Annotated in this window: 20 protein-coding genes and 2 pseudogenes; 15 read left to right on the top strand and 7 right to left on the bottom strand. The window is 44.4% G+C overall.

All coding sequences use genetic code 11. The features are described from left to right. Positions 1 to 40 precede the first annotated feature (40 nt). Positions 41 to 409, top strand: a complete 369-nt coding sequence (locus HMPREF9389_RS06760) for an EXLDI protein (protein ID WP_002929172.1) — start codon at positions 41 to 43, stop codon at positions 407 to 409. Between the two features lie 56 nt (positions 410 to 465). Here the strand turns inward: HMPREF9389_RS06760 and HMPREF9389_RS06755 are convergent. The 3 genes and pseudogenes from HMPREF9389_RS06755 to gdhA all read right to left on the bottom strand — a co-directional run. Next, positions 466 to 621: pseudogene (locus tag HMPREF9389_RS06755) on the bottom strand (NADP oxidoreductase); the annotation flags it as partial. Positions 622 to 636: 15 nt separating this feature from the next. Then, the gene (locus tag HMPREF9389_RS06750) at positions 637 to 1,122 is read right to left on the bottom strand and encodes a GNAT family N-acetyltransferase (RefSeq protein WP_002929175.1); all 486 of its coding nucleotides are present in this window, start codon (positions 1,120 to 1,122) and stop codon (positions 637 to 639) included. Between the two features lie 31 nt (positions 1,123 to 1,153). Next, positions 1,154 to 2,500, bottom strand: coding sequence for an NADP-specific glutamate dehydrogenase (gdhA, locus tag HMPREF9389_RS06745; RefSeq protein WP_002929177.1), 1,347 nt, complete (start codon positions 2,498 to 2,500; stop codon positions 1,154 to 1,156). A gap of 352 nt (positions 2,501 to 2,852) precedes the next feature. On the opposite strand from gdhA, the gene HMPREF9389_RS06740 reads away from it, so the two are divergent. The 8 genes and pseudogenes from HMPREF9389_RS06740 to HMPREF9389_RS12370 all read left to right on the top strand — a co-directional run bounded on the left by HMPREF9389_RS06740 (position 2,853) and on the right by HMPREF9389_RS12370 (position 11,324). Further along, positions 2,853 to 3,791 (top strand): dihydroorotate oxidase, encoded by a 939-nt coding sequence (locus HMPREF9389_RS06740; protein ID WP_002929179.1) that lies wholly within the window; start codon positions 2,853 to 2,855, stop codon positions 3,789 to 3,791. Between the two features lie 163 nt (positions 3,792 to 3,954). Then, on the top strand, positions 3,955 to 4,890 hold the full coding sequence (msrB, locus tag HMPREF9389_RS06735; protein WP_002929181.1) for a peptide-methionine (R)-S-oxide reductase MsrB: 936 nt from the start codon (positions 3,955 to 3,957) through the stop codon (positions 4,888 to 4,890). Between the two features lie 158 nt (positions 4,891 to 5,048). Continuing rightward, positions 5,049 to 5,921, top strand: coding sequence for a MetQ/NlpA family ABC transporter substrate-binding protein (locus tag HMPREF9389_RS06730; RefSeq protein ID WP_002929182.1), 873 nt, complete (start codon positions 5,049 to 5,051; stop codon positions 5,919 to 5,921). Positions 5,922 to 6,180: 259 nt separating this feature from the next. Beyond that, positions 6,181 to 7,248: pseudogene (locus HMPREF9389_RS0111270) on the top strand (methionine ABC transporter ATP-binding protein). Further along, positions 7,248 to 7,940: a methionine ABC transporter permease gene (locus HMPREF9389_RS06725; protein WP_002898357.1), complete on the top strand. Its 693-nt coding sequence runs from the start codon at positions 7,248 to 7,250 to the stop codon at positions 7,938 to 7,940. The pseudogene HMPREF9389_RS0111270 and the gene HMPREF9389_RS06725 overlap by 1 nt, the downstream one beginning before the upstream one ends. A 137-nt stretch (positions 7,941 to 8,077) precedes the next feature. Further along, complete coding sequence (locus HMPREF9389_RS06720; protein WP_002929185.1) at positions 8,078 to 9,349, top strand: TRZ/ATZ family protein; 1,272 nt, start codon at positions 8,078 to 8,080, stop codon at positions 9,347 to 9,349. Positions 9,350 to 9,556: 207 nt separating this feature from the next. Further along, complete coding sequence (locus tag HMPREF9389_RS06715; RefSeq protein WP_032906361.1) at positions 9,557 to 10,939, top strand: CapA family protein; 1,383 nt, start codon at positions 9,557 to 9,559, stop codon at positions 10,937 to 10,939. 184 nt (positions 10,940 to 11,123) lie between these two features. Continuing rightward, positions 11,124 to 11,324: a hypothetical protein gene (locus HMPREF9389_RS12370; RefSeq protein ID WP_002929187.1), complete on the top strand. Its 201-nt coding sequence runs from the start codon at positions 11,124 to 11,126 to the stop codon at positions 11,322 to 11,324. Positions 11,325 to 11,475: 151 nt separating this feature from the next. On the opposite strand, the gene HMPREF9389_RS06710 is transcribed toward HMPREF9389_RS12370, so the two are convergent. Then, a complete protein-coding gene (locus HMPREF9389_RS06710; protein ID WP_002929196.1) occupies positions 11,476 to 12,348 on the bottom strand; it encodes an AraC family transcriptional regulator in 873 nt (290 codons plus the stop codon). 105 nt (positions 12,349 to 12,453) lie between these two features. Between HMPREF9389_RS06710 and HMPREF9389_RS06705 the strand changes: the two genes are divergently transcribed. Beyond that, entirely contained in the window at positions 12,454 to 13,899 is a 1,446-nt protein-coding gene (locus tag HMPREF9389_RS06705) for a glycoside hydrolase family 1 protein (protein ID WP_002929197.1), read from the top strand. Positions 13,900 to 14,144: 245 nt separating this feature from the next. After that, positions 14,145 to 16,274 carry a transglutaminase domain-containing protein gene (locus tag HMPREF9389_RS06700; protein ID WP_032906364.1) on the top strand — a complete coding sequence of 710 codons (2,130 nt, stop codon included), beginning with the start codon at positions 14,145 to 14,147 and terminating at the stop codon, positions 16,272 to 16,274. A 254-nt stretch (positions 16,275 to 16,528) separates the two neighbouring features. Here HMPREF9389_RS06700 and HMPREF9389_RS06695 read toward each other — a convergent pair whose 3' ends face one another. The 3 genes from HMPREF9389_RS06695 to HMPREF9389_RS06685 all read right to left on the bottom strand — a co-directional run bounded on the left by HMPREF9389_RS06695 (position 16,529) and on the right by HMPREF9389_RS06685 (position 20,347). Beyond that, complete coding sequence (locus HMPREF9389_RS06695; RefSeq protein ID WP_002929199.1) at positions 16,529 to 18,253, bottom strand: ABC transporter permease/substrate binding protein; 1,725 nt, start codon at positions 18,251 to 18,253, stop codon at positions 16,529 to 16,531. A gap of 14 nt (positions 18,254 to 18,267) precedes the next feature. Then, a complete protein-coding gene (locus tag HMPREF9389_RS06690) occupies positions 18,268 to 19,458 on the bottom strand; it encodes a quaternary amine ABC transporter ATP-binding protein (protein ID WP_002929200.1) in 1,191 nt (396 codons plus the stop codon). Positions 19,459 to 19,705: 247 nt separating this feature from the next. Continuing rightward, positions 19,706 to 20,347, bottom strand: coding sequence for a GntR family transcriptional regulator (locus HMPREF9389_RS06685; protein WP_002896558.1), 642 nt, complete (start codon positions 20,345 to 20,347; stop codon positions 19,706 to 19,708). 184 nt (positions 20,348 to 20,531) lie between these two features. Here HMPREF9389_RS06685 and HMPREF9389_RS06680 point away from each other — a divergent pair, with 184 nt between their 5' ends. From HMPREF9389_RS06680 to HMPREF9389_RS06665, 4 genes are all read left to right on the top strand, one after another. After that, positions 20,532 to 21,389 (top strand): Cof-type HAD-IIB family hydrolase, encoded by an 858-nt coding sequence (locus HMPREF9389_RS06680; protein ID WP_002929201.1) that lies wholly within the window; start codon positions 20,532 to 20,534, stop codon positions 21,387 to 21,389. Beyond that, positions 21,389 to 22,021 (top strand): SGNH/GDSL hydrolase family protein, encoded by a 633-nt coding sequence (locus tag HMPREF9389_RS06675; RefSeq protein ID WP_002929202.1) that lies wholly within the window; start codon positions 21,389 to 21,391, stop codon positions 22,019 to 22,021. Before HMPREF9389_RS06680 ends, HMPREF9389_RS06675 begins: the two co-directional genes overlap by 1 nt. A gap of 310 nt (positions 22,022 to 22,331) precedes the next feature. After that, complete coding sequence (gene spxB, locus HMPREF9389_RS06670) at positions 22,332 to 24,107, top strand: pyruvate oxidase (protein ID WP_002929203.1); 1,776 nt, start codon at positions 22,332 to 22,334, stop codon at positions 24,105 to 24,107. A 256-nt stretch (positions 24,108 to 24,363) separates the two neighbouring features. Then, positions 24,364 to 24,711: a VOC family protein gene (locus HMPREF9389_RS06665; RefSeq protein WP_002929205.1), complete on the top strand. Its 348-nt coding sequence runs from the start codon at positions 24,364 to 24,366 to the stop codon at positions 24,709 to 24,711. Positions 24,712 to 24,768 lie beyond the last annotated feature (57 nt).

Here is a 24,768-nt window from a genome sequence, read left to right on the forward strand (position 1 = left end):
AAAACTTGATATAATGTAGGTGATTTCTGGAGGTATCAGTATGCATTATAAAAGAATTGAATTAAAAGTCACAAATCAAGGTATCCATGAGCGCAAGATTTTTCAAGGTGTCAAAATTTTCAGCCGTAGCAAGCTCTCCAAAGATCAGAAAAGCATTTTGACACAGAAGATTTACCTGACACCGAAGCAAAATATTGTTTATTATCAACGGACAGATGTCAACTATGACCAGAACTGGCATCATAAGAAGGATTATTATGAACTAGCTTATGGCCAGTTGGACAGAGAAACTGTCTTTAAGGTTTGCCAAGATTTTGACGAACTAAGTCCTTTCCTGGAGAATAAGCTGTTAGAGAAGCTAAAAGAAAAGCAGGTAGCAGGCAAATTTTTTGAAAAATTAGATATATAAAAATCCGACTGCTTTTATAAGCAGTCGGATTTCTTAGAATTTTAGTTTGATAGTGCTTATACCACACCCACACCTTGTGCAATCATAGCGTTGGCTACGTTTTCGAAAGCAGCAATGTTAGTACCAGCCAAGTATTTTTTGCCAAGTCCGTAAGTTTCAGCGGTAGTTTTAGCTGTGTTGAGGATGTTGGTCATGATGTTCTTGAGACAGCCAGAGTATGCCGGCATCTATTCATCTGATACGAGGGATTTTATCATCCAGATATTCATAGCTGGGTGGCCGGCAGCGTTAGAAATTGGTTGTTGCAGTGATGTAAAACCATAGTGTTGATAGACGGCCACGGCCGTAGCCAGTTCAGTAGTGGTTTCTAGATAAAGCTGTTCATAACCTGCTAGGCGGGCTTCTTGGAATATCTGCTTTATCAGCCGACTGGAATAACCTTTGCCACGACTGTTTTTAGTGACATACAGTTTTTGTAATTCAGCAATTTTATCAGACACAGGTGCAAAACCACCGCAGCCAACGAGCTGACCTTCATCTTCCAGAACAAAGTAAGCTGCCCTCTCTTGATGTTGATAATAGTCGGCCAAATGATCTAGATGAGAATCAAAGTAGACAGTTCCTGGTTTGTCAAGCCCGAATTCTTCTAGACTGGCTCGAATGAGCTGCGCTACAGCTGGATTGTCTCTCACTTCCATTGGCCGTAAGTTCATGATTTGTCCTCCGATAGGATGTATCGACTAGTTAAACAATACCTTGGGCGATCATAGCGTTGGCTACGTTTTCGAAAGCAGCAATGTTAGCACCAGCCAGGTAATCTTTGCCAAGTCCGTAAGTTTCAGCGGTAGTCTTAGCTGTGTTGAAGATGTTTGTCATGATGTCCTTGAGGCGGCCGTCAACTTCTTCGCGAGTCCATGACAGACGAAGACTGTTTTGGCTCATTTCCAGAGCGGATACAGCTACACCACCAGCATTGGCAGCTTTGGCAGGTCCGTAGAAGGTACCATTTTCTTTGTAAACAGCGATAGCATCCAGGTCGCTCGGCATGTTGGCACCTTCAGATACACAGATAACACCTTGAGCAACCAAGCGTTTAGCAGCTTCGTCATTGATTTCATTTTGAGTCGCACATGGCAGAGCAATATCATAGTTACCAGCGTAAGTCCATACAGAACCTTCATGGTAAGTAGCAGTTGGTTTCTCAGCTGCATATTCAGTCAAACGAGCACGGCGTTTTTCTTTAACATCAACCAAAAGATCAAAGTCAATACCGTTTTCATCGATGACATAACCGTTTGAGTCAGAAACAGAGATAACAGTTGCTCCTAGCTCAGTTGCTTTTTGAAGAGCATATTGGGCTACGTTACCAGAACCGGAAATAACCACCTTCTTTCCAGCAAAGCTTTGGCCGTTGGCCTTGAGCATTTCTTCGGTATAGTAAACCAAACCGTAGCCAGTTGCTTCTGGACGGATCAAGCTGCCGCCAAATCCAAGGGGTTTACCAGTCAAGACACCAGCGTCGAATTGATTGAGGCGTTTGTATTGGCCGTAGAGGTAGCCGATTTCACGTCCGCCAACACCAATATCACCAGCTGGAACGTCAAGAGATGGGCCAATGTGTTTTTGCAATTCAGTCATGAAGCTTTGGCAGAAGCGCATCACTTCAGCATCTGTCTTGCCTTTTGGATCAAAGTCAGATCCACCTTTACCACCACCGATTGGCAGGCCAGTCAAGACGTTTTTGAAGATTTGCTCAAAGCCGAGGAACTTCAAGATCCCTTGGTTTACAGTTGGGTGGAAACGAAGTCCGCCTTTATAAGGACCAACTGCTGAGTTAAATTGTACGCGGTAACCACGGTTAACTTGTACTTTGCCTTCGCGGTCTACCCAAGGAACACGGAAGCTGATAACGCGCTCAGGCTCAGTAATACGCGCTAGGATGTTTTCCTCAATGTATTCTGGGTGTTTTTCAAAAACAGGCTCCAGAGTATTGAGAAACTCTTCAACAGCTTGGAGGAATTCTGCCTCGTGTCCGTTGCGGGCTTTTACGGTCTCGAAAGTGCTTTGGATATATTCTTTAGCAGTTGTCATCTGTCATTCTCCTTTAAATAAAATAGTAAACCATCCTGCCGGAAGCTGCTTGCAGCTTATGTGACGAGGATGTGTTTAAATTTTTAAAACAGGCACCTTTTAGATGTCATATTTTATTACATGGAACATTATAGCAGACTTTTTTTCTCTTGTAAAGAAAAAAGTTGAATTTTCTAAAAATTTCCACAATTTGTTTTCTGAAATATTCCAGAAAATAGCTGAGCGAACTTGATGTTTTCCGAACGTTAGTCAGGAATTGCTGGTTTAAAAAACGAAAAAGCGGAGTTTGGTGATATAATAGGGGAAATGAGCTAAAGGCACTCGCCTTCAGAAGAAAAAGGAGCGTTTTACTATGGTTTTGACATCTACACAGATTGCTGGTTTTGCATTTGACAACTGCCTGATGAATGCAGCTGGGGTTGCTTGCATGACAAAAGAGGAACTGGCAGAAGTCAAAGATTCTGCTGCAGGAACGTTTGTGACTAAGACGGCGACGCTGGAATTTCGTCAGGGAAACTCAGAGCCACGATATCAGGATGTTCCGCTTGGCTCTATCAACTCCATGGGCTTGCCCAACAATGGTTTAGACTACTATCTTGACTATCTGCTGGAACTTCAGGAAAGCGAACCAAATCGCACTTTCTTCCTCTCTTTGGTCGGTATGTCGCCAGAAGAAACCCATACCATTCTTAAGAAAGTGCAGGTAAGTGACTTTAAAGGTATTACTGAGCTCAATCTTTCCTGTCCCAATGTCCCTGGCAAACCGCAGATTGCCTATGACTTTGAAACGACGGAAAAAATCTTGTCAGAAGTTTTTTCTTATTTCACCAAGCCCCTAGGCATCAAACTGCCTCCTTATTTTGACATCGTGCATTTTGACCAGGCCGCTGCGATTTTTAACAAATATCCGCTCAAGTTTGTCAATTGTGTAAACTCTATCGGAAACGGCCTTTATATAGAAGATGAGTCAGTGGTTATTCGTCCGAAAAATGGTTTTGGAGGTATCGGAGGTCAGTACATCAAGCCGACCGCTCTGGCTAATGTCCATGCTTTTTACCAACGCCTTAAACCGGAAATTCAAATCATCGGAACTGGGGGTGTCCTGACGGGGCGCGATGCCTTTGAGCATATCCTCTGTGGAGCCAGCATGGTGCAGGTAGGAACAACCCTTCATAAAGAAGGAGTGGCAACCTTCGAGCGCATCACCGCAGAACTCAAGGCTATTATGGAAGAAAAAGGCTATGAAAGTCTGGAAGATTTCCGAGGAAAATTGAAGTATATTGAGGGGTAATCTTCTATACAAGAGTTGTTGTGACTTAAAATGATGGAGAAGTCTGGGTTGATGTTGATTGCATCCCAGCTTTCTCATATCATTCTGAAGAAAGTTCTAATCAAATCGCTATAATTTCCTTTTCTTTTATGAGAAAATAGACGCAAAGAAATGAGGTGTTTTTATGGCAGAAATTTATCTAGCAGGCGGGTGCTTCTGGGGTTTGGAAGAGTACTTCTCCCGCATTGAGGGTGTTGAGGAGACGTCAGTAGGCTATGCCAATGGACAGGTGGAATCAACTAACTACCAGCTGATTCACCAGACGGACCATGCAGAGACGGTTCATCTGATTTATGATGAAGAGCGGGTCAGTCTGCGAGAAATCCTACTTTATTATTTCCGAGTTATTGATCCTCTGTCAGTCAATAAGCAGGGAAATGATGTAGGGCGTCAGTATCGGACGGGCGTTTACTATACCAATCAAGCCGACAAGACAGTCATTGAGCAGGTCTTTGCTGAGCAGGAAAAGCAGCTGGGCCGAAAGATTGCTGTTGAGCTAGAGCCTTTGCGCCACTATGTCCTAGCTGAGGACTATCATCAGGATTATCTCAAGAAAAATCCCGGTGGCTACTGTCATATCAATGTCAATGATGCCTATCAGCCCTTGGTCGATCCAGGCCAGTACGAGAAGCCTACAGATGCGGAACTGAAAGAGCAGCTGACGGAAGAGCAGTACCAGGTGACTCAGAATAGTGCTACAGAGCGTCCTTTCCATAATACCTACAATGCCATTTTTGAAGAAGGAATTTATGTAGATGTGACGACTGGAGAGCCCCTCTTTTTTGCTGGTGACAAGTTTGAGTCTGGCTGCGGCTGGCCTAGCTTTAGCCGGCCTATTGCCAGAGAAGTTCTGCGATATTATGAAGACAAGAGTCACGGCATGGAGCGGATCGAAGTGCGCAGTCGTTCTGGCAATGCTCATCTAGGCCATGTCTTTACTGACGGTCCAGAAGCAGCAGGCGGCCTACGTTACTGTATCAACTCAGCAGCTCTGCGATTTATTCCAAAAGAAAAAATGGAAGCAGAAGGATACGGCTATCTGCTGACTTTCATGCAGTAAAAGGGTATAAAATCAACTCAAATGCTTCAATCAGTCATATAAATTTTTTATCACGGCGATAAATTATTTATATAAGCCAAGTCTTCTTTAACATGGTAAAATGAGAAGTAATCTTATAAAATAGAAGATTTAGAATTTTATCCATCAAAGGAGAATAAATGATGAATTTGAAAAAAATCTTTTCAGTCGGCTTAGTAGGCCTTGCAGCCTTGGGTTTGGCAGCTTGCGGAGCTTCTTCTAGTAAGGAGAGCAAATCAGCAGACGGACCTGTAACCGTCAAGGTTGGGGTGATGAGCCTGAGTGATACAGAAGAAGCGCGCTGGAACAAGGTTCAAGAGATCCTTGACAAAGAAAATGCAGGCGTCAAATTAGAATACACACAGTTTACCGACTACTCTCAGCCTAACCAAGCTCTGCTTGACGGTGATGTGGATATCAACGCTTTCCAACATTACAACTTCCTTGAAAACTGGAACAAAGAGAAGGGAGCAGACCTTGTGTCTGTTGCGGATACCTATATCGCTCCTATTCGTCTCTACTCTGGTACAAAGGACGGCAAAAATAAATATACAAATGTGAAAGACATCCCAGAAAATGGTACGATTGCCGTTCCAAATGATGCGACAAATGAGAGTCGTGCTCTTTATCTTCTTGAATCAGCTGGCTTGATCAAGCTTGATGTTAAAGGTAAGGAACTTGCGACTGTTGCCAACATCAAAGAAAACAAGAAGAATCTGACAATTTCTGAGTTGGATGCTTCTCAAACACCAGCTTCTCTGACTTCAGCAGATGCTGCAGTTGTCAATAATACTTTCGTTCGCGAAGCAGGCATTGACTACAAGAAGGCCCTCTTCAAAGAAGAAGCCAATGAAAACTCAAAACAATGGTATAACCTGATTGCAGCGAAAGCAGATTGGAAGAAATCAGACAAGGCTGACGCGATTGAAAAAATTATCAAGGCTTACCACACTGATGAAGTGAAAAAAGTTATCGAAGAATCATCAGATGGTATGGATCAGCCAGTGTGGTAATTTTTACCAGCAGAAGGTCATTGTATTGAATAAATGAAATGATTAAGAAGGGCGGAGATTAGCTTCTCCAGCCCTTTATCTGCTATTATGGTCATTTAGTTTTTCTTTGATCAGGTCGTTATCTAGTGTTGCGGTAGCTTAGTACAGCTTACGAATCGTGGTAGCACATTTCCCTAGTCAAGCGACAGGCGAAATCAAACAAAAAAGGCTATAGTGGCTAAATCTCATATTGGACAAATCAAGGAGTGAATCGGAAATTATGGGCAAAGAAATTATCAAATTGGATCACATTGATGTTGTTTTTAATCAAAAAAAGCAAGACATTAGGGCAGTAGAAGATGTGACCATTCATATTAATCAGGGAGATATTTATGGAATTGTAGGTTATTCTGGTGCCGGGAAATCTACTCTGGTCCGTGTCATTAACTTGCTGCAGGTGCCGTCTGCCGGTAAGATTACGGTGGATGATACGGTTTTCTATGATCATCATCAGGTTCAGCTTACTGCGGCTGAGCTACGCCAAAAGCGTAAGGATATTGGGATGATTTTCCAGCATTTTAACCTCATGGCATAGATGACAGCCAAGGAAAATGTTGCCTTTGCGCTCAAGCATTCTCCTTTATCAGCTGCTGAGAAAGAGAAGAAAGTTCATACGCTTTTAGACTTGGTAGGCTTAGCAGATCGGGCGGACAATTATCCTGCCCAGCTGTCTGGCGGTCAGAAGCAGCGGGTGGCGATTGCGCGGGCCTTGGCCAATGATCCCAAAATCTTAATCTCGGACGAGTCCACATCCGCTCTGGATCCTAAGACGACCAAGCAGATTCTGGCTTTATTGCAGGATTTGAATCAAAAATTGGGCCTGACTATTGTCCTCATTACCCACGAAATGCAGATTGTCAAGGACATTGCCAACCGTGTAGCGGTTATGCAGAATGGCCGACTGATTGAAGAAGGCTCAGTTCTGGATATTTTCTCTAATCCCAAGAATGAGCTGACCCAAGACTTCATTACGACAGCAACGGGTATCAATGAGGCCATGATCAAAATCAACCAGCAAAAGATTGTGCAAAACCTGCCGGAAAATTCCATTCTGGCACATTTGAAATACTCAGGTGTGGTAACAGACACAGCCATTATAAACGACATTTACAAGCAGTATCACATATCTGCCAATATTCTTCACGCCAATATTGAGATTTTAGACCATGTACCGGTCGGAGAAATGGTCGTTATCTTATCTGGAGAGACCAAGCAACTGGCGGCGGTGCAGGAAAGTCTGCGCGAAGCAGGAGTAGAGCTGCATGTTTTGAAAGAAGGGAGTAACTAATGCTACAGCTGATTCAACAATTTATGCCCAATGTTTATAGAATGGGCTGGTCCGGTCAGGCTGGCTGGGGAACAGCTATTTACCTGACTCTGTATATGACCATCATTCCTTTCTTTATCGGAGGGATTTTAGGCTTTATAGCTGGTCTCTTGCTTGTCTTGACAGGGCCGAGAGGTATTTTGGAAAATAGACTTGTCTTTTTCGTCTTGGACAAGGTTACCTCTATCTTTCGGGCTATTCCGTTCATCATTCTCCTGGCCCTTATCAATCCTTTTACTCGGATTATTGTGGGAACTGGGATTGGACCGACAGCGGCCTTGGTACCTCTTTCGCTGGCTGTTTTTCCTTTCTTTGCCCGTCAGGTTCAGGTGGTCTTATCCGAACTAGACCGAGGAGTTATTGAAGCAGCGCAGGCTAGTGGAGCAACCTTCTGGGACATTGTCGGTGTTTACCTGCGGGAAGGTCTGCCGGACTTGATTCGAGTGACGACTGTTACGCTGATCTCTCTGGTTGGTGAGACTGCTATGGCCGGAGCGATTGGTGCTGGTGGACTGGGAAATGTTGCCCTGACCTATGGTTATCAGCGTTTCAACCATGATGTGACTATTCTTGCGACCATTCTTATTTTGCTGCTCATCTTCTTTATTCAGTTTGTTGGGGATTTCCTGACACGGAAGATTAGTCATAGATAATGATTGACAACTAGGGCCTCAGCTGGGGCTCTTTTTTATGCCATGATTTTATTAAAAGACTTGCACAATTAGATTAGGCTTGTTATAATAGCTAAAATCTTTTGAAACCAAGTGTTGGGAAAGTGAGGATAGGGCGGATGAAAGCTTATACAAATGTCAATCTGGTGACCTGTGACAGCGCATTTTATGTTTACCGGGACGGGCTGCTAGTGGTTGAGGACGACCGCATTGCCTACTGTGGTCCCTATGAAGAAAACTGGCTAGGGAAGTGCAGTGAAAGAGTAGATTATGAAGGTGCTTGGATTATGCCAGGGCTGGTCAACTGTCATACTCACTCGGCCATGACCTTGCTGCGCGGGATTCGTGATGACAGCAATCTGCATGAATGGCTGGAGGACTATATATGGCCAGCAGAAAGTCAATTCACAGAGGATCTAACGACCCAGGCTGTCCAACTGGCTCTGGCTGAAATGCTGCTGTCAGGAACAACGACTTTTAACGACATGTATAATCCTCAGGGAGTGGAGATTGACCGGATTTATCATACTGTGCGGCAGTCTGGTATGCGTTGTTATTTCTCACCAACACTCTTTAGCTCAGAGGCGGAAGCAGCAGAAGAGACTCTGGCACGTACTCGGACCATTATTGAGAAAATTCTCTCCTACAATGATGAAGATTTTCAGGTCATGGTGGCGCCTCATTCTCCTTATGCCTGTGACGAAGATCTGCTCAAGGGCAGTCTTGAGCTAGCGCGTGAGCTGGATTTGAAGCTTCATATCCATGTAGCGGAGACACAGGAAGAAAATAAAATTATTCTGGAGCGCTATGGTAAACGGCCTCTGGCTTTCTTGAAAGACCTAGGTTACTTGGAGCAGCCAGCCATTTTTGCTCACGGAGTTGAACTGAATCCGTCAGAAATTGCGGATTTAGCGGCTTCACCAGTCAGCATCGCCCACAATCCTATCAGCAACCTCAAGCTGGCTTCTGGTGTAGCTCCAGTGACAGACTTACTAGCCGCTGGGGTGACCGTTGGCCTAGCTACAGACTCTGTCGCTTCCAATAATAATCTGGATATGTTTGAAGAGGGGCGGACAGCTGCCCTCCTTCAGAAGATGCGGGCTGGAGATGCGACTCAGTTTACGATTGAGCAGGCCTTGAAAGCTTTGACCATTGAGGGAGCCAAGGCGCTGGGCTTAGAGAAGAAAATAGGCAGTCTGGAAACGGGCAAACAAGCCGATTTCATTGTCATTCAACCTAAGGGACGACTTCATCTTTATCCTTTGGAAAATATGCTGTCGCACCTAGTGTACGCAGTCAAAGGCAGCGATGTTCAGGATGTCTACATTGCAGGGCGGCAGGTTGTCCGAGATGGCCAAGTGCTGACGGTTGATCTAGGAAGTTTTGGGTAAGAATGAAAGCCGAGTTTCAGCTCGGCAATCAACTCTTAGAATTGAAAAATAGAAAATGAAGCAGGAGAGTGGGAAAGATTGCCGCAATTTGAAGATTGTAGCATGCTTCTCCCAGTTCCTGCTTTCCTTTTCTTTTGGCAGTAAAAATAGTACAATATAGTAAAGATTGATGTGCTGTTACTAAGCAAGAAAAAGCGGAGAGATGCGATGGATAAAAAATTTCTTTGGGAGAAGATTCAGACTTTTTTTCAGGAACTTTGGAAAAAGATATCGGGTTTTGCTGCAGAGCATACTCTCCTGCCAGATGCCTACCAAGCTTGGCGGGATTGGATTAAGAAGTTGCCGCTTCCTCGTCCTAAGTTCTTTCAAAAACAGCTTAGCAATCGGCAGTTTGTCGGAGTGCTTTTGACAGTTGTTGGGCTGTCAGCCGGCTTAATTCTGCTGTCAGAGCATGTGCAGGATTTCTCTTTTTTGATACCTAGTAAGAAAGAGCAGCAGACGGATCCCTCTCGGAATCAAACGGTTCGTATCATGGCGACTGGGGATTTGCTTTATCATGACGGCCTTTATCTGAGTGCTCAGAAAGAAGATGGAACTTATGATTTTTCTGAGAATTTCCACTATGCCAAAGAATGGCTTCGGCAGGGAGACTTGGTCTTAGGGGACTTTGAAGGCACGATTCGGCCGGACTATCCCTTAAATGGCTATCCGCTCTTTAATGCTCCGGAAGCCGTAGTTCCATCCATCAAGGCTGCCGGCTATCAGGTGATGGACCTGGCTCATAATCACATTTTAGACTCTGGTCTGGAGGGAGTTTTTACTACAGCTCAGGCTTTTGAAAAAGAGGGAATCACTCCTATCGGTGTTTATCCGCATGAAAGCCGCAGTCAAGCACCGCTCTTGATAAAGGAAGTCAAAGGAATTAAGATTGCACTGCTGGCTTACTCCTATGGCTACAATGGCATGGAGGGGCTTCTCAGTCAGGAAGATTATGATGATCGCTTGTCCGATCTGGATGAAGAAAAGATGCGATCCGAGATTGAGCGGGCAGAAAAGGAAGCAGATATTACAGTCGTCATGCCTCAAATGGGGATAGAGTACCAGCTAGAGCCAACAGAGGAGCAGATGACCCTCTACCATAAAATGGTTGACTGGGGAGCAGATATCGTCTTTGGAGGCCATCCGCATGTGGTTCAGCCGGCGGAGATTTTAGAGAAAGACGGCCAGAAGAAGCTGATTATGTATTCGATGGGGAATTTTATTTCCAATCAGCGCATTGAAACCATGGAGGAAATTGAAAATGCTCATTGGACTGAGCGCGGAGTGCTGATGGATGTTACCATTGAAAAGACACCAAAGGGCACGCAGATAAAAAGTGCTCAGGCTCATCCGAGCTGGGTCAGCCGAGTTGAAAAGGGCGCTACTTCAGCAGACGGTCTACCTTTATACACTTATCAGACTTGGATTTTGGATGACTTTGTCGAAGGTGGCAAGTATCGAGACAAACTGGATCAAGAAACCAGAGCACGGATTGATACCGCCTATCAGGAGATGAAGTCGCATGTTGGTTTGAACTGGCCGGGGCAATAAATTGCTTGAATATGAGTTTAGCCAGATTGGATTTTCCAATCTGGTTTTTGCTGTTTTAAAATTGAGGACTTTGTTATAATTAAAAAGGATTATAGAATTGTTAATGAATGAAACTGACCGCTTTCGAGCTCGTCTATTATTTTGACTTATTTTATTAGAAAGAAAATGAAATGCATCTTGGTTTGTGGCTACTTTTGTATGTTATACCCATGTTTATCTTGTTTTTGTTGCTAGTGTGCTCCTTGGTCTTGCTGGTTTTCTGCCTGTTTCTGAGAAGAAATTTCTTCAAGGAAGAGCAGGGACGCAATTTGTTGCTAGCTATCTTTTGGTTGGGTATCTTCAATCTCCTGCTGAACTTGCTAGTATAGAAACGATGAGGTCGTAAGGACAACAATCGAAAGACTTAGGTCTTAGCTGACTTATATGTAAAAACATACTATTATTTCTGTCTTTCTTGTGAAATCAGCATAAAAAAACGAATACCCTCAGCATATTTTGGTTAGCAGGTATTCGTTTTTATTGTCTATTTTAGCGCTTCATTTCTTCCGATACTGGCTTGGTGTCATTTGGTAGTATTTTTTAAACTGGCGGTTGAAGTTGGACAGGTTATTAAAGCCTGCTTGGCTGGAGATTTCCAGTACAGAGAGATTGGAGTGCTGCAGGAGTTCGGCCGCCTTGCGCAGGCGGAATTGGATCAGGTACTCAATGCAGGAAACGCCCAGATGCTTCTTGAAGAAGTTCATGAAATGGGTCGAACTATAGCCACAGATGCCAGCCAATTGGTCAATATTTAGGTCTTCTTGGTAGTGGGCATTGATGTAGTCGATGATGGAGCGAATTTTTTCTTCCTTGCGATAGCCTTCGGGTGACAGGTCTTTGGAAATGACATAGCCGTTCTCAAAGAGCAGGTAGAAGAGTTGGTTGAGTTGGGCTTTGAGCTGAAACTCGTAGTGAGATTTGCGGAAATAGCCTGTTTCCATAGCTGCTAAGAGGCACTGACGAATCTCCGCATAGGCTCTATCATTGGACTTGATAACATGAGTCAAATCCAGCTGACCATTGTAGAGGGGCTGCAGATAGTTGATGCTGGCTTGGTCCATGGCAGAGTAGCCCATCAAATCTAGATGAAAATTAATGGCGTCCATATAATGGCGCTCGTCGTTGATGGGGTGGATGGAGTGCAGGGCATTGGGACGAATCAGGATAATATCACCTTTTTCGCTGTTAAAGTAGTCGTCGTCAATATGAAATTGTGCTTTTCCTTCGTGGACATAAATCATTTCAACATCGGTATGCCAGTGGAAAAGAATATCTGGATGACCATTCTCAGTGATGGTGCGGGTCAGAGAATAAGGGGTTCCTTGGTTTTTAAAAACGGTATTTTTATGTAGTTGGCCTAAATCAATCATGGGGACACTCTTTCATAGAATAGTACAATTTGTTAAGATAATTGTGTTAGAAAATATGTTTGACAACTATTATAATATAAATACAAAAAAAACGAAAGCGAGAAAATGCAAATGGGTAAATTTCCGCAGAATTTCCTCTGGGGCGGTGCAACGGCGGCTAATCAATATGAAGGTGCCTATAATCTAGATGGAAAGGGCCTGTCTGTTCAGGATGTGACTCCAAAAGGCGGATTGCCAGCTAAGGCAGGCAATCCCAATCCTTTGATTACCGAGGGGCCGACAGCAGATAATCTCAAGCTGGAAGGGATTGATTTCTATCATCGCTATAAGGAGGACGTTGCTCTCTTTGCTGAGATGGGCTTCAAGGTCTACCGGACTTCCATTGCCTGGTCTCGGATTTTCCCAAACGGAGACGAGCTGGAACCCAATGAAGCTGGTCTGCAATTTTATGACAATCTTTTTGACGAACTGGCCAAATATGGCATTGAGCCTCTGATTACCCTGTCTCACTATGAAACGCCCCTGCATCTAGCTCGTCATTACAATGGCTGGGCAAACCGTGATTTGATTGGCTTCTACGAGCGCTATGTCCGCACGGTTTTTACCCGCTACAAGGATAAGGTCAAGTATTGGCTGACCTTTAATGAAATCAACTCTGTTCTCCATGCTCCCTTTATGAGCGGCGGCATTGCCACGCCAGCTGAAGAACTATCCAAGCAGGACCTCTATCAAGCAGTCCATCATGAGCTGGTGGCTTCTGCCTTGGCAACGAAAATCGGTCATGAGATCAATCCTGATTTTAAGATTGGCTGTATGGTTCTTGCTATGCCGGCTTATCCCATGACGCCTAAGCCTGAAGATGTGCTGGCAGCACGGGAATTTGAAAATCAAAACTATCTCTTCTCTGATATCCATGCGCGTGGAAAATATCCAGCCTATATCAATCGTTTCTTCAAGGAGAATGAGATTGAGATTCAGTTTGCGCCAGGTGACAAAGAGCTTTTGGCTGAAAATACTGTAGACTTTATTTCTTTCTCCTACTACATGAGTGTGGTTGCGGCTCATGATCCAGAGAATTATTCTTTCGGCCGAGGCAATCTTCTTGGTGGTATCATGAATCCTTATCTGGCTAGTTCAGAATGGGGCTGGCAGATTGACCAAGTCGGCCTGCGCTTGGTGTTAAATAGCTTTTATGACCGCTATCAGCTGCCGCTCTTCATCGTGGAAAATGGTCTCGGTGCCAAGGATGTCTTGGTGGATGGTCCAACTGGCCCAACGGTTGAAGATGACTACCGCATTGACTATCTCAAACAGCACTTGCAGCAGGTAGGAGAAGCGTTGGAAGATGGCGTAGAATTGCTAGGTTACACAACTTGGGGCTGTATTGACCTAGTCTCAGCCAGCACGGCAGAACTCAGCAAGCGCTACGGCTTTATCTACGTTGACCGCAACGATGACGGTAGCGGAACTCTAGCCCGTTATAAGAAAAAATCTTTTGATTGGTACAAAGAAGTCATTGCGACGAATGGAGACAGTCTCTATCAGGATTGAATGACTTAAACAAAATAGAATGCCTCCTGATAAAATAAACCAAGTCCTATCTGGCTTGGTTTTTCTATATTTTAAGATGGGAATGAGTTGAACCTTCTTGATTTCAAAGGGAAGCTGTCTCTATAAAAAAGTAAGAATTTATTCTCAATATTGTAAATGTTTGAATCCGTTTACAAAAAAACAAAGACGCCTCAAATAAAATATGGTATAATATGTTAAGAATATCTATTTCAGGAGGGAAAATCATGAGTAGGAAAATCCGTTTCATTTCTCTGCTTACTCTGTTGATTTGTTTTCTGATGGGCTGCAGTCTTTTTCAAAAGAATGGTGGCGGTCCGGGAGAGCAAGGCGGCCAATTTTCGGAAAGTGTTCGTAAGCTGAGAGAAAAATACAGCAAAAATACTCCTTATGATGTCCAAGAAAAGGTCATTCAGATCAAGGAAAATGAGCCTATTACATTTCCGACAGAGGTACAAAAGCCTAACGATTTTGAGACACTGCCCCATGCAGGACAGACTGAGTTGATTTCTTCCTTTGAAATTTATGGGGACAGCAACTTACGAGCCATTTTAGGAGGTGACTTTAAGCTGAATGATAAGCGGCAGATAGTAATTGAGCCCGCTTATCATTTCTCTGCGACTAGAGTGGAGCCAAATGGAGAGCATACGGAATATGGTCTAGCCAAGCAAGGTGAGAGCTGGGGGGTCTTTGATACGCTCTATTTGCTGCAACGGGATGATGAGCGCACAGGTAAAAAGCTTAAAAAGCCAAAACTTTGGATCGTTAAGATAGATAAGAAAGGGCGCGATAAGCTAGCTCTGAAGACCAAGAGCAGTCTGCTCGGAGATGGTCGCTTGCAGCTGGAATGGACGGAAGTGCCGGGAGCGGACTCTTATTCCATTATAAAAAGAGAGTATGTGACCATGCCTGGCAGCGATACGAAGACAGGTCTTTATAACTATAAAGAGGTCGATCGGGTCACTTCGACAGTGTATCGGACAGATTTGCCTACCCACTATGATAGCCGCAACGGCGGCCGTTCTGGTGATGATCCGATACTTGCCAGACAACGGTTGCTGCAGGCTTACGACCAGGATTACAGTAAGAAAACGGTTGAGAAAAAGCCTTATGAACTTCTTGTTGTTCCCCTTAAAGACAAAGAAGCTTTAGGCACTATCAGCAATCCTATCTCATCTGATAGCTTTGCGAAACTGATGCCGAATCAAATCGATTTTCGGACTTTTTCTGACCAGGTTTCCGCCCTGCGGCAGAAGGGAAACATTCCTGAAGAAGCACCACTGCAGATGATGGATGGCCAGATTCAGAACTTTCCAATCGTCTATGAAAAAATTGAAAAAGAAGGCCGGGATGTCAGATGTCTGGTCTCTATCAAGGGCATGCCTACTGTCAAAACGGACTTTTTCATTGAACAGGCCAGTGTAGAAGAAGTCCAGCCTGTTGTAGATAAGCATAATGAAAAGGTCAATAAAGAGGAAAGTAAGTCTGGCGTTTCAGAGAAATATATCAGCGTAGAGCAGGCTGACTTGGATCTCAAGGGTAAAACAGTCGTTCATGATGTTAGTGATATTGAGGAAAGAGTGGCAGCCAGAAGTGCAGCGCAGGAATATTTTGCCAAGGCCCTTCTGTCCGATGCAGAATATGTCGATTACAGTGAGTTTCCAGAGCTGAGTGAAGGAGATGTCAGTGAATTGATTAGCGATGTCTTGGATCAAAATCCGGTAATTCAGCAGGGAGTGCTCCCTACCATTGATGGCAAGCAGCGTGTGGTACACTTTAAATATGATGCTGACGAAACAGCCAAATATAAGAAAGCCCGTAAAAAGGTCAAAGAGATTGTCAAAGACATCATCAAAGACCAGATGAGCGACCGAGAAAAGATTGAGGCAATTAATCAGTATTTAATTGAGCATATTAGCTATGATAAGACTGCTTACCAAGGCATCTTAAATTATAAAAAATCTATTGAGAATAAAGAATCAGAAGAGGCTATTTCAAAAGCATATAAAGATATGCAGGACGTTGTTCGTAAGTATGCTTCTAGTTTTGATATTACTGGTCCGCTCTTTGAGGGTAAGGGAGTCTGTCAAGCTTATGCTGTGACCTTCCAGGCTCTAGCTCAGGAAGCAGGTCTCGAAACCATGTATGTGAGTGGAGATACAGATAGTTTTGATCTGCATGCCTGGAACTTTGCAAAAGTAGATGGTAAGTGGCTGGCTTTAGATGTCACCTGGAATGACACTGATGGAGATAGCAATAAAAAAGAAAATGAATACTTGCTATTGGCCATGGATGATCCAATCTACGCACAGACCCACTATGCCTTTGACAGATACGAAGATGCTATTAAAGAATGATAATCCAAATAGAAGCAATCTTTAAAAGATAACTAAGCCTTGTAAGGAAAGGAAGAAGCCAATCAAAAGAGAGTGGGACAGAAATCGGTAATTCGTTAGAATTCAATTTCGTCGTCCCACCTCCGCACAGTTGAGTAGGGCTGTAAAAGCTGATGAAATCAGCGTAGTAGAGCCCACTCAACCACTGCGTCTTGCTCGACAATCCAAAGACAATTGAGAGACTAGGACTTTTGTCCCAGCCTCTTTCTATACTTTTATTTCTTCCAGCTTTCGATTTCTTTTTGGTGGTTTTTGATCCACTCTTTGGCTGCAGCTTCCGGTGAGCTGCCTTCGTTAATCTTAAGCATGACTTCTTCCATGTCCTTTTGGGTCCAGTTGAAGTTGTCTAGGACCTTGTTGACTTCTGGTAAGTCCTTGTCTAGATTTTTTCGAGTAATCGTGTGGATAGCTTCCTTGCCGCCCATGGTTCCCTTAGGATCCTTGAGGTATTTGAGGTCGTATTTGGAGAACATCCAGTGTGGTGACCAGCCGGTTACGATAATATCTTCTTTATTCTTAATAGCCTGATCCAGAGCAGTGGTCATGGCTCCTGTTGAGGAAGAAGAAAGATTCCAGCCACTGAGATTGCTGTATTCTTGCATAGTCTTCTCAGTTGCGGTCATGATACCAGCGCCGGGCTCAATACCTGTAATGGTTTTCTTGGCTTGGTCTGACAGGTCTTCGATAGAATCGGCATCCATATAGTTTGGTACGACTAGCCCTGTCTTAACGCCCTCAAGGTTTGGCCCCAAGTCCACTAGCTTATCCTTGTACTCCTCATAGAGAGCAGCATGGGTGGTCGGCAACCAGGCTGAAACCATGGCATCTGCTTCGCTATTAGCAACGGACTTCCACATAACGGCATTGTCCAGCGGTGTGATGGTGACATCGTAGCCCATTTCCTTGAGAGCTTCCGCTACGACATTGGTTGAGGCAACTTCGGAGTCCCATTCAACATAAGCAAGGTTGACCTTTTCTTTTTTGCTTTGCTGAAGCTTGGTCACTTGATTTCCGACAAAGGCTGTCAGGATGACAGCGGCCAGAGCGGACCAGAGCATAATCTTGTTGCGTTTTTCCTTGGCAGTGACCGGTGATTTTTTAGCCAGAGGCTGGTTGAGCTTCTGGGTCAGGCGGTCAATGATAATGGCCAGGATAACTAGAGATACCCCATTGACAAATCCGGAACCGATGTCGGCATGCTGCAAGGCAGAGAGAACGCCGCGGCCAAGTCCTGGCGCTCCAATCATAGAGGCAGTAACGACCATGGACAGAGCCAGCATGATGGTCTGATTGACCCCAGCTAGGATGGTATTTTTAGCCAGAGGCAGCTCGACTTTGAAGAGCTTCTGCTTGCCAGTGCCCCCGAAGGAGTCTGACGCTTCAATCAGCTCGGTTGGAATCTGACGAATGGCTAGATTTGTAAAGCGGACAGTTGGTGGCAAGGCAAAGATGACAGAGGCAAAGACCCCAGGCACCATACCAATACCGAAGAAGGCCACAGCCGGTATCAGGTAGACAAAGGCCGGCATGGTCTGCATAAAGTCCAGCAAGGGCTTGATAACGGCTTCGACACGGTTACTCTTAGCCATCCAAATCCCCAGTGGAATACCGATGATAATGGAAATGGCACTGGAAACGATGACCAAGGTCACAGTGTTCATGAGATTTTCCCAGAGACCTTGGTTGTAAACAAAGAGCAGGCCTAGGAAGGTGAGCAGGGGCAGCCCCAGCTTACGCTTAGAAATCAAATAGGTAAAGATAGTGATGACTGCGATAAAGAGCAGGGGCGGAATGAAGAGCAGGGTATCTGTCATTCCATTCATGATGGCATTTCCGATAGCCTGAAGGACCGAGAAAAGTCCGGAGAAGGTATCGGTTACCCAGTTAGTAAAGGACTCTACCCATTGAGAAACGGGGATTGGCTGTTGTAAAATATTCAAAATGCGAACCTCCCTTATTCTTCAGATTCAGTAGTATTGGCCAAGGCTTCGATGACTCGACCTTTGATAATAACGCCGACTAATTTGTCCTTATCATCTACAACGGCCAGAGGCGCTGGTGAATCGTAAATCAGCGGGAAAATATCAGTAATCAGGGTTTCCTGAGTGACTTTGCGGACGTTCTTATCAATGACGTCAGCCAGTGCTTGATGCTCCTTACGGGCATCGCGGGCGGATTCGGCAGTCAGACTGCCCTTGAGGCGCCGCTTCCTATCCACAGCCAGCAGCATACTGACCTCTTCTTTTTTCATCCGATTGAGAGCAACGGTTGGTCCGTCGATGTCAATGTTGGTGGTCAGTGGCGTTGTCATGATATTCTGGGCAGTCAGGACCTTGGAGCGGTCCACATCTTCAACGAACTCTCGAACGAAGTCATTGGCTGGATTGGTCAGGATTTCCTCACCCGTGCCAATCTGCATAATTTGACCGTCAGCCATAATGGCAATGCGGTCACCGATACGCAGAGCCTCATTGAGATCGTGGGTGATAAAGATAATGGTACGCTCATGCTCTGCCTGCAGATCCAGCAGTTCATCCTGCATTTCGCGGCGGATGAGAGGGTCTAGAGCTGAGAAGGCTTCGTCCATGAGCAGAATGTCAGGATTGTTGGCCAAAGCTCGAGCTAGGCCGACCCGCTGCTGCATCCCACCAGAGAGCTGATCGGGGTATTGGTCCTTGAAGGACAGGAGACCGGCATTGTCCAGAGCTTGTTCAGCTAGGCGCGTGCGCTCCTCTTTATCAACACCTCGGACTTCCAGACCGAACTCAGTATTTTCTAGAATAGTCCGATGCGGGAAGAGTCCGAAGTTCTGGAAGACCATGTTGAGCTTGTGGCGGCGAACGTCACGCAGCTCTTCTTCGTTCATCTTAGCCACATCTTGGCCGTCAATGTAAATGTCGCCTGATGTCGGGTCAATCAACCGGTTGAGCAGGCGGATAAGGGTAGACTTCCCACTACCAGACAGTCCCATGATGACAAAAATTTCTCCGGTCTGAACCTCAAAGTTTACATCGTAAACTCCGACAGTAGCACCGGTTTTTTCTAAAATTTCCGTTTTGCTTTTGGCTTGCTGCACCATTTCCAGTGCCTGCTTTTGCCTTTTACCGAAAATTTTAGTCAAATGTTTTACTTCTAGTTTATTCAACGTATTTCTCCTTTTGCACAAGTGACTACATGTTTATTTTATAGAGTTGTCACTTGAAAGACCATCACAGTATAACACCGTGTGGTCACTTTGTCAAACCAAAAAGACCGTCAGACCGGCTTTTTTCGACTATTATAAAAAAGGGAGGATGATTTTCTAGAATATTTCTGAAAGCCGCAAAAACCTTGTCAGACAGCGGATTTGCCTGTCTATTCTTTTTTTTGACAAAGGAAAAACAAGCGAAGTTTCACTTGTTTGTTTCAATTTCATTAAAAAATAAATTATGCATCAAACCGACTGATAATTCGTTGCCAACAAAGTAGATGGTATTGCCGGCTTCCAGCTTGGTATAAGGACCAGGCGAGATTAGGAGTTGGTCGCCCTGCTGGACTGCGACAATGGTAGCGCCAGTCGAGTGCCAGATATTGAGCTCATTGATAGATTTTCCTAGGTTGATGGCGTCTGCTGAGAGCTGGAGCTCGTAGGGATTGAAAGGGAAGCGCTGCTGGACATCTTTGGTTCGGCTGAGAAGCTGATTAAGCAGCTGGGAAAAGTTGGCAAATTCTTCCTCTTGGCGCTGGATGCTCTGGTGGAGCTTGCTTTTGAGGTCCTGCAGAGAGTTAACATCTTTATAGGTCTCGAGGAACTGCTGGGCTTTTTCCTTGGAGGAAATGAAGGCTCCACTGCCATGACGAACTTCCATGATTTCCAGATCTACTAGCACATTGATAGCCTTGCGGGCTGTCTCAGGGGAGACATTGAAGTTGCTGGCTAGGGTAGAGCGGGCATAGATCTTGCTGCCGATGGGATATTTGCCGTCAACGATTCGCTCGGCAATAGCGACAGCTATCTGCTGGTAGCGTGGGAATGCGACTTCTTTTTTGCTCATGAGGACCTCCAATTTTACGACAGGAATATAGCTATGATTATAATATAAAACTGGAGGATTGAAAAGTGCCCTTTGTAAAGTCGACCGTCTTATCCACCTCTTCTTGCCTTTCTTTTTACTTTTTTAAGTAGTATAATATGTCTAAAAGTCAGAGGTTTTCTGGAAAAGGAACAGTAAAAACCAGATGATAAAAATAGAAATGGATAAAAAGATGACTGTAAAGATGATAGCGACAGACATGGATGGAACCTTGCTGGATGGACAGGGACAGCTGGATTCGCCGCGTCTGGCTACTATTTTAGATGAGCTAGATAAGAGAGACATTCGCTTTGTGGTGGCTACTGGCAATGAAATTCCACGAATGCGTCTGCTATTGGGAGATTTGGTAGAACGCATGACTTTGGTAGTCGCTAACGGAGCTAGGATTTTTGAAAAGAACCAGCTAAGCATGAGCAGCTTTTGGGAAGCCGGATTGATTAGGGATGCGCTGGCTTATTTTTCTGGTCATGAAAAGAATCTTCAGCTTGTTGTGACCTCTGAAAGAGGCGGCTTTGTCCAGGAAGGGACAGAGTTTCCCTTGATTGAAAAAGTCATGACTAAGGAAATGGCCCAGCTTTTCCACAAGCGGATGAACTTTGTGCCTAGCCTTCAGAATTATCCCTTTGACAAGGTCTTGAAAATGAGTATGATGGTAGAAGAGGCTGCAGCAGCAGAGCATGCTCGTCTGATTAATCAGCATTTTGCAGGACGATTGAGCGCAGTTGCCAGTGGTTACGGAGCCATTGACATCCTCCAAGATGGGATGCACAAGGCTTGGGGCTTGCAGCAGCTCATGGCTAAGTGGCAGATTCAAAGCTCGGAAATCATGGCTTTTGGGGATAGTGAAAATGACATAGAAATGCTTGAATTAGCTGGTATTTCTTACGCCATGGAAAATGGCGACGAGCGGGTCAAAAAGGTAGCAGATTACCTAGCACCGGCCAATACAGAAGCCGGTGTTCTACAGGTGCTTGAGCAATACTTAGAAGAGGAAAAAAGATAATGGCAGTACAATTACTAGAAGAATGGCTTCTCAAGGAGCAGGCAAAATTGCAGCAAAACTACAGAGAGCTCAATCAACTCTCCGTAAAGGAGCCAGACATCATCTTTATCGGAGACTCCATCGTGGAATACTATCCGCTCCAGGAACTCTTACAGACGGATAAAAGACTGGTCAACCGAGGCATTCGGGGCTATAAGACTGATTTGCTTTTAGAAAACCTGGATGCCCATCTCTTTGGGCAGGCACTGGATAAGGTCTTTATTCTGATAGGTACCAATGACATTGGCAAGGAGATGCCTCAGACAGAAACGCAGGCTAATTTAGAAGCCGTTATTCAGGAGATTTCTCGTGACTATCCTCTGGCGCAAATCCGCTTGCTGTCGGTCCTTCCCGTCAATGAAGCTCCAGCCTACAAGAGCACGGTCTATGTCCGCAGCAATGAAAAGATTCAGGCTCTCAATCAGGCCTATCGTCAGCTGGCTAACGCCTACATGAATGTCCAATTTATCAATCTCTACGATGCTTTTCTGAACGAGGAAGGCCAGCTTCGCCCAGACTACACAACTGACGGCCTCCATCTGACCATTTCTGGCTATAGAGCCCTGTCCAAGGTTTTGCAGGAATATTTGTAGTTTCTTCGTAAGAATACAGCTCTGTTTTACCATAACAGAGCTTTTTTATTTTCTTAAACTTACAAATGTTTTCTGTGAATGATGCTTGATTTCAAAGGGATTATGAAAATTATTATAAAACACATTGGACTTTGTGAAAAAATTTAGGGCTTTGTGTTATGTAATAGTTCTGTGTTCTCTATGAGCATATTCTTATACAAGAGCGAAAAAACATGATAAATTGATAGAGTAAAGTTTCTTGAAGCGTTTTCATTCACAAATGGAAATGTTTTCAACAACTGAAAATTTATTTTATTGAAGGGGAGTTATTATGACTCAAGGAAAAATTACTGCATCTGCAGCAATGCTCAACGTATTGAAAACATGGGGCGTAGACACAATCTACGGTATCCCATCAGGAACACTTAGCTCACTTATGGATGCTTTAGCTGAAGACAAAGATATCCGCTTCTTGCAAGTTCGCCACGAAGAAACTGGTGCTCTTGCTGCGGTGATGCAAGCTAAATTCGGCGGCTCAATCGGGGTTGCAGTTGGTTCAGGTGGTCCAGGTGCGACTCACTTGATTAACGGTGTTTACGATGCAGCTATGGACAACACTCCATTCCTTGCTATCCTTGGATCACGTCCAGTCAACGAACTCAACATGGATGCCTTCCAAGAGCTCAACCAAAACCCAATGTACCACGGAATTGCTGTATACAACAAACGCGTAGCTTACGCTGAGCAATTGCCAAAAGTAATTGACGAAGCTTGTCGTGCTGCTGTTTCTAAAAAAGGGCCAGCTGTTGTTGAAATCCCAGTAAACTTTGGTTTCCAAGAAATCGACGAAAACTCATACTACGGTTCAGGTTCTTACGAGCGCTCATTCATCGCTCCTGCTTTGAACGAAGTTGAAATCGACAAAGCTGTTGAAATCTTGAACAAGGCTGAGCGCCCAGTTATCTACGCTGGATTTGGTGGTGTCAAAGCTGGTGAAGTGATTACTGAATTGTCACGTAAAATCAAAGCGCCAATCATCACAACTGGTAAAAACTTTGAAGCTTTTGAGTGGAACTACGAAGGTTTGACAGGTTCTGCTTACCGTGTTGGTTGGAAACCAGCCAACGAAGTGGTCTTCGAAGCAGATACCGTTCTTTTCCTTGGTTCAAACTTCCCATTTGCTGAAGTATACGAAGCCTTCAAGAACACTGAAAAATTCATCCAAGTAGATATCGACCCTTACAAACTTGGTAAACGCCATGCTCTTGACGCTTCTATCCTTGGTGATGCAGGTCAAGCGGCGAAAGCGATTCTTGATAAGGTAGACGCAGTTGAGTCTACTCCATGGTGGCGTGCAAACGTTAAGAACAACCAAAACTGGCGCGATTACATGAACAAACTCGAAGGTAAAACAGAGGGTGAGTTGCAATTGTACCAAGTTTACAATGCCATCAACAAACATGCTGACCAAGACGCTATCTACTCAATCGACGTAGGTAACTCTACTCAAACATCAACTCGTCACCTTCACATGACACCTAAGAACATGTGGCGTACATCTCCACTCTTTGCGACAATGGGTATCGCCCTTCCTGGTGGTATCGCTGCTAAGAAAGACAACCCAGAGCGCCAAGTATGGAACATCATGGGTGATGGAGCATTCAACATGTGCTACCCAGACGTCATCACGAACGTTCAATACAACCTTCCGGTTATCAATGTTGTCTTCTCAAACGCTGAGTATGCTTTCATCAAGAACAAATACGAAGACACAAACAAACACTTGTTTGGTGTAGACTTCACAAACGCTGATTACGCGAAAATCGCTGAAGCTCAAGGCGCTGTTGGATTTACAGTAGACCGTATCGAAGACATCGACGCAGTCGTTGCAGAAGCTGTTAAATTGAACAAAGAAGGTAAGACAGTTGTCATTGATGCGCGCATCACACAACACCGTCCGCTTCCAGTAGAAGTACTTGAACTCGATCCAAAACTTCACTCAGAAGAAGCCATCAAAGCCTTCAAGGAAAAATACGAAGCAGAAGAGCTCGTCCCATTCCGCCTCTTCTTGGAAGAAGAAGGGTTGCAATCACGAGCAATCAAATAATTCCTCTCGTCGAAAATTAAATTTTAAATTTGTAGACTTCATTCGGAGATTTACTTCCGACGATTCCATCATTGAAACCTTAATTTTCAATGATGGAATCTAGTGCGGAGCCTAGAAAAAGTCCCAAAGGATTTTTCGTAGTTTGATGAGCAAAGATTTGCCATCAAACTTGGTTCCGCCTTGTTTATTCTTTGATTTTCTTAGAGCAGAAGTTAAAAAGATCGGAGCAATCCGGTCTTTTTGTGGAGGATAACAAATGAATTTAAATCAATTAGATATTATCGTTTCAAATGTTCCCCAAGTCTGTGCTGACTTGGAGCGTATTTTGGATAAAAAGGCAGACTATGTTGATGACAGTTTTGCACAGCTCACGATTGGCAGTCATTGTCTCATGTTGTCACAAAATCATCTGATTCCTTTGGAAAATTTTCAATCAGGAATCATTCTTCACATCGAGGTTGAGGATGTAGAGCAGAACTACCAACGGTTGAAAGAGTTTGGTGCCGAGATTTTACACGGTCCTGCTGTAACCGATTGGGGAACGGTGTCCCTGCTAGTTAAAGGACCTGCTGGTCTAGTGATTGATTTTTATCGAATGAAATAGGTCAGTTTAACATAGAAAAAAACGCATAAAATCAACTGATTACAAAAGTGTTGATTT

It is taken from the genome of Streptococcus sanguinis SK355, from assembly GCF_000212855.1.
Lineage (GTDB): Bacteria > Bacillota > Bacilli > Lactobacillales > Streptococcaceae > Streptococcus > Streptococcus sanguinis_A.

Bases quoted from the DNA above. Each gene is read 5' to 3' on its own strand.
- HMPREF9389_RS06740 (WP_002929179.1), top strand. From the start codon at position 2,853: ATGGTTTTGACATCTACACAGATTGCTGGTTTTGCATTTGACAACTGC.
- HMPREF9389_RS06750 (WP_002929175.1), bottom strand. From the start codon at position 1,122: ATGAACTTACGGCCAATGGAAGTGAGAGACAATCCAGCTGTAGCGCAG.
- HMPREF9389_RS06680 (WP_002929201.1), top strand. From the start codon at position 20,532: ATGATAAAAATAGAAATGGATAAAAAGATGACTGTAAAGATGATAGCG.
- HMPREF9389_RS06685 (WP_002896558.1), bottom strand. From the start codon at position 20,347: ATGAGCAAAAAAGAAGTCGCATTCCCACGCTACCAGCAGATAGCTGTC.
- msrB (WP_002929181.1), top strand. From the start codon at position 3,955: ATGGCAGAAATTTATCTAGCAGGCGGGTGCTTCTGGGGTTTGGAAGAG.
- HMPREF9389_RS06665 (WP_002929205.1), top strand. From the start codon at position 24,364: ATGAATTTAAATCAATTAGATATTATCGTTTCAAATGTTCCCCAAGTC.
- HMPREF9389_RS06730 (WP_002929182.1), top strand. From the start codon at position 5,049: ATGATGAATTTGAAAAAAATCTTTTCAGTCGGCTTAGTAGGCCTTGCA.
- HMPREF9389_RS06710 (WP_002929196.1), bottom strand. From the start codon at position 12,348: ATGATTGATTTAGGCCAACTACATAAAAATACCGTTTTTAAAAACCAA.
- HMPREF9389_RS06705 (WP_002929197.1), top strand. From the start codon at position 12,454: ATGCAAATGGGTAAATTTCCGCAGAATTTCCTCTGGGGCGGTGCAACG.
- HMPREF9389_RS06720 (WP_002929185.1), top strand. From the start codon at position 8,078: ATGAAAGCTTATACAAATGTCAATCTGGTGACCTGTGACAGCGCATTT.
- spxB (WP_002929203.1), top strand. From the start codon at position 22,332: ATGACTCAAGGAAAAATTACTGCATCTGCAGCAATGCTCAACGTATTG.
- HMPREF9389_RS06715 (WP_032906361.1), top strand. From the start codon at position 9,557: ATGGATAAAAAATTTCTTTGGGAGAAGATTCAGACTTTTTTTCAGGAA.
- gdhA (WP_002929177.1), bottom strand. From the start codon at position 2,500: ATGACAACTGCTAAAGAATATATCCAAAGCACTTTCGAGACCGTAAAA.
- HMPREF9389_RS06675 (WP_002929202.1), top strand. From the start codon at position 21,389: ATGGCAGTACAATTACTAGAAGAATGGCTTCTCAAGGAGCAGGCAAAA.
- HMPREF9389_RS06700 (WP_032906364.1), top strand. From the start codon at position 14,145: ATGAGTAGGAAAATCCGTTTCATTTCTCTGCTTACTCTGTTGATTTGT.
- HMPREF9389_RS06760 (WP_002929172.1), top strand. From the start codon at position 41: ATGCATTATAAAAGAATTGAATTAAAAGTCACAAATCAAGGTATCCAT.
- HMPREF9389_RS06725 (WP_002898357.1), top strand. From the start codon at position 7,248: ATGCTACAGCTGATTCAACAATTTATGCCCAATGTTTATAGAATGGGC.